This window comes from Pedobacter sp., from assembly GCF_035317785.1.
Classification (GTDB): Bacteria; Bacteroidota; Bacteroidia; order Sphingobacteriales; family Sphingobacteriaceae; genus Pedobacter.
In genome coordinates this window covers 1-4,306 of sequence record NZ_DATHGC010000030.1, presented here as the reverse complement: position 1 = coordinate 4,306, position 4,306 = coordinate 1, and the positions used below count along the sequence as shown (strand labels likewise).

The following is a 4,306-nucleotide window of genomic DNA, read 5'->3' as shown; positions in this document are numbered from 1 at the left end:
TGCAGCGGGCTGATTTTGTATATATCGCTGATGCAGCCAACAATGCGTATGGGTCTTACCAGTCGAAAAACGGGCAAACCCTGGAGCAATTTGCGGATGCCATTGTGGCAATAGCTGAATATGAGAAAATCGCAGTAGTAGATTTGTATCATGAACCCAAGCTAAGGCTGGACAAGCTTGTAAAATTCAAACGTCTGAAAGATCCAGCTACTGGCCGGTATGTAAATTACCCTTTTAAAAAATCAATAGGCATTCCATTTGACCCTAAAACCGATGAGTACCCCTATCCTGCAGAGGCAATTGGCCTGACCTATGATGGCCTTCACCCTTCTGATCAGGGAAATGCCATCATAGGTCAGCTTTTGGCAAAGAAACTCAAATAGATCATTTATTTGCCCGGCTGCGCAGCAAAGCCTCCAGGTAATAATAATCCGCATAAGAAATCGGTACATCCACCTCACTGTTGGACGGCTTTGATCCTGTACTGTGGCCCAGGATAAATCCTTTATTTACACCGTCTTTAGAGACATAGGCTGTGGCCAGGTTTTTTAACATCGTATTGGCTTTGCTCAGATACAGTTTTCTGTTTTTACTATATCCGCTAAGCTCGTATAAACCTGATGCGATTACCGCAGCTGCCGAGGCATCGCGGGGTTCATTGGGAATATCCGGTGCGTTAAAGTCCCAGTACGGCACCAGGTCTTTTGGCAGATTCGGGTGGTTCAGGATAAAACCAGCCACGTTTTCAGCCTGGCTCAAATAAACCGGATCTTTGGTGAAGCGATAACACATGGTATAACCATACAACGCCCAGGCTTGTCCGCGTGACCAGGCGGACTCATGGCTATAACCCTGGTGCGTATTTTTCTTGAGCACCGCACCGGTTTCAGGATCGTAGTCTATGACGTGATAAGAACTGTAATCTGATCTGAAATGGTTTTTCATAGTGGTGTTGGCATGACTCAGCGCGATCTTATAAAATGAAGAATCGCCGGTAAGTTTAGTCGCTTCAAACAGCAGTTCCAGGTTCATCATGTTGTCAATGATGACCGGGTTCTTCCATTTGTCCTGGTTATGGTCCCAGGAACGGATCACGCCCGTTTTAGGATTGAACCGCTTTGATAAGGTCCTTGCAGATTCAATAATAACATCTTTGTAATGCGCGTCTTTAATAAGCCTGTAGCCTGTGCCAATGCTACAATAGATCTTAAAGCCCATGTCGTGCGTACCGGCATTGGTTTTCTCTTTTTCAATAAATGCAGAATACTTCTTTGCTTGCTCCCTCCAGTCGGTATTGCCGTAATATTCATAGAGAAACCACAACACTCCGGGAAAGAAACCACTGGTCCAGTCTTTGGAAGTTACGAGTTTGAGGTTTCCACTTTCCAGCGTTCTGGGTGAGACGAGGTCTTTATTGCTTGCCGCAGACTTAGCCAGTTCTGTTTCTTTAAGCAATTGCAGGGTCTGAATTTCGGCTTGCTGAAATGCTTTTTTTACGTCAGGTTTTTGCGCAAAGCAAGAGGTAAGCAGCCCAACAAGTACAAATGCAAGGGAAAGATATTTCTTCGTGATAATTATTCGAGCCATATTAAGGGATTTCTTATTGGTAAATTACGGATTACTTCTTCTACTTTCGGATCATGTTCCAGTTTTTTCCATGTGCCCAGCCAGTCTTCCTGACCATAAGCATTGGCACCAAACAGCAAAAACGGCTGCGCCACCGGCCATTCTTCCCAGTACATCACATCCGGTTTTAAAGGCCATTTGCTTTTATCAGTTATAAAGGGATATAGATACTCAATGCCCTTCTGAATTGATTTTCCATCGGCAGTTTTATAGGTCCACAGGTTGTCTGAACTGGTTGACAGCATCTGGCAAAGCGCAGTCATCGCATCGAGGTTAAATATCGAATAGCCAAAAGGCTTGGTCCTGCTCATCTCCTTAGGAAAACTGCCATCGGCAGCCATTTGATCGGGCAGCAGCACGCTTTTATACCTGTCCCTGCAAAAATCCAGCAGTTTCTGGTCCTGTGTAAGTTTGGCAAATGAAGCCACCTGCATGACAAAACAAGTCCCATGGTTGTTAAGTGCTTCCATTTCGGCTTTGCCATAAGGATGTGTCATCAGCCAGTTCAGATAGCCGGCAAACCATTTTTTGGTGCCGCTTACGGTCTCTGCATCCATAACCTGCTGCATCACGATTACACCCTGTGCTACTTCCATCAGCTGAATGGTATCGATGATGCCAATGCCCCGACCGGTAAACCTGCCCCTAATGGCCTGCGCATACTTTAAATTGGCATTCATTAGTGTTTCCGGATTGACAAACCAGGCCCTTAAATGTAGCATGGCCTGCGCCGCATATTTCTGGTCTCGGGTGATCTTATAAGCCGAAGCCAGTGCACCGATGATCCGGCTAAACCGGATCATAGCCAGGCGATGTGCTACAAAATTATCCGGGTTGGTCATTCCATCTTTCTGAATATACGGGCCAGTTGGGTTGTTAGGATCTGGCCACCAATAATCTCCTTCTGAAAAGAAATCGTGTCTATTGCCCGCGCTCCTTGATGAGCTGTCGGCCGTTACCGTAACTGGTTTTTGCTGCATTGCCCAATCCGCCTGCCGCAGTATGATTGTTTTTAAAGTACTTATTGCTTCATTTTTGACTGGATTTTTCCCTGCGGGAATTGTTACTGTATTTGTCTTTACAGACGTGCAGGAATAGCTGATCATCAGGATAAAAGCGAAGATGTATGTGGAGTATCTGGTCATCTTGTTCAATATAAAAATTATAATCTGATCGGTTTTAACGTAAAGATTAAAGTGACAGAAAAACTGTCGGCAATCCCTCAGATTTCACACTGGCCATGCTTTTACCGCCATTTGTTTTTATGCGTATGGTGGCCCTGCCATTGTACACACCTACCCTTCTGGACCCGCTTGAAGTACCCTGGTCAGCAATCAGTTCCCCGTCACCAATCAAAGAAAAGGAGACGAAGTTTAGCGCATCCAGACAAAGGACACCGTTTGCATCCAGCAGCTTAACCTGTATGGTGGAAGTTCCGTTCTCCTCTTTTATCTTCTCCAGTACCATTTTTGCGGGTTTGCTCCATTTAGCCGTTTGATAATCCTGTTCTATTTCATCTTCGACTACAGTCTTCCCTTTTTTCGCGACTACCCTGATCTGGTTTTTTCCCTCAGCATATTGTACCTGCCAGCGCAAACCCGCGGCAGGGAAATCCTTGCTGACACGTTTCTTAGCACCCTGACTCTTGCCATTTACAAACAGTTCAGCCTCATCGCAGTTGGAAAAGACCTTTACCATTTTCTTTTCCTCTTTTTCTCCCCACCTTACCGGCCAGGAGTGCCCGTAGATGTGAGCCATAGGTGCCGTTGTCCAGTACGACTGGAATATATAAAAAGATTCCTTTTTCGTAAAATCACGCTCCACTACCCCCTTTTGGTTCATGTAAGGAACCGGGTTTTCCGGCCTGATGGGCGTAGAGAAATCTTTAAACGGCCAGTAAGCAGTGCCGGTAAGCCATGGCATGGTCTCCTGTTCCTTTAAATGCCAGTCAATAAGGTTTACAATATAACTTTCGCTCCAGTCTCCATCTTTTGACACCCTTGCACCGCCACCATACAATGAAGCATCTCCGGCCCGCTCATCCGTACCCTCACCGGGCTTAATCTTTGACAATGCATTATCCGGCGTCTCAGAATGGCGCATGGCATGACTGTCACCACCCCATTCTACGTGCAGGAAGTGCTTTACCTTTTTGAACTCCTGCGCTGATGTCTCCTTATACTCCGTATAGATCCCCCGGTACCAGCCAGCCCATATCGAAGGCGAATAAACATCTACGATATCTTTGGCAAAATCACATCGCCTGATCGCCGTCTTTCTTGTAGGGTCAAGCCTGTGCGAAAGGTCGTTCTGTTCTTTCATGAATGCCCTGATCTTTTCCTTGTCAAATTCAGGAAAGTCACCCGGCCAGTCATTTTCATTGCCCAGCCCCCAGATGATAACAGAAGGATGATTGTAATGCTGCTCGATCATATTGGTCATCATGCGGCGTGCCTGTTCCTTATAAGCATCGCCGCCCAATCCACCGCGGCACCAGGGCTCTTCCTCCCATACCAAAATCCCCAGGCTATCGCAAAGATCAAGAACAATGGACGACTGCTGATAATGGCCGAGGCGGATGAAATTCACCCCCATCTCCTTCATCATCTTCATTTCGGTGCGCATCATGTCTTCGGTCATGGCCTGCGCAACGTTGGCGTGGTCTTCATGGCGATGTGTG

General features: G+C 46.4%; 3 protein-coding genes and 1 pseudogene. 1 reads left to right on the top strand and 3 read right to left on the bottom strand.

Annotation, left to right across the window (positions count from 1 at the left end):
• Positions 1-383 (top strand): annotated as a pseudogene (locus tag VK541_RS02430) (SGNH/GDSL hydrolase family protein); the annotation flags it as partial.
• A 1-nt stretch (position 384) separates the two neighbouring features.
• Here VK541_RS02430 and VK541_RS02425 read toward each other — a convergent pair.
• The 3 genes from VK541_RS02425 to VK541_RS02415 form a co-directional block, all read right to left on the bottom strand.
• Positions 385-1,587, bottom strand: a complete 1,203-nt coding sequence (locus VK541_RS02425; protein ID WP_324366574.1) for a glycoside hydrolase family 88 protein — start codon at positions 1,585-1,587, stop codon at positions 385-387.
• Positions 1,575-2,771, bottom strand: coding sequence for an alginate lyase family protein (locus VK541_RS02420; RefSeq protein ID WP_324366572.1), 1,197 nt, complete (start codon positions 2,769-2,771; stop codon positions 1,575-1,577). Before VK541_RS02420 ends, VK541_RS02425 begins: the two co-directional genes overlap by 13 nt.
• Positions 2,772-2,817: 46 nt before the next feature.
• Positions 2,818-4,306, bottom strand: a 1,489-nt coding sequence (locus tag VK541_RS02415; protein WP_324366570.1) for a glycoside hydrolase family 2 TIM barrel-domain containing protein, incomplete at its 5' end; no start/stop codon positions are given.

Bases quoted from the DNA above. Each gene is read 5' to 3' on its own strand.
- VK541_RS02425 (WP_324366574.1), bottom strand. From the start codon at position 1,587: ATGGCTCGAATAATTATCACGAAGAAATATCTTTCCCTTGCATTTGTA.
- VK541_RS02420 (WP_324366572.1), bottom strand. From the start codon at position 2,771: ATGACCAGATACTCCACATACATCTTCGCTTTTATCCTGATGATCAGC.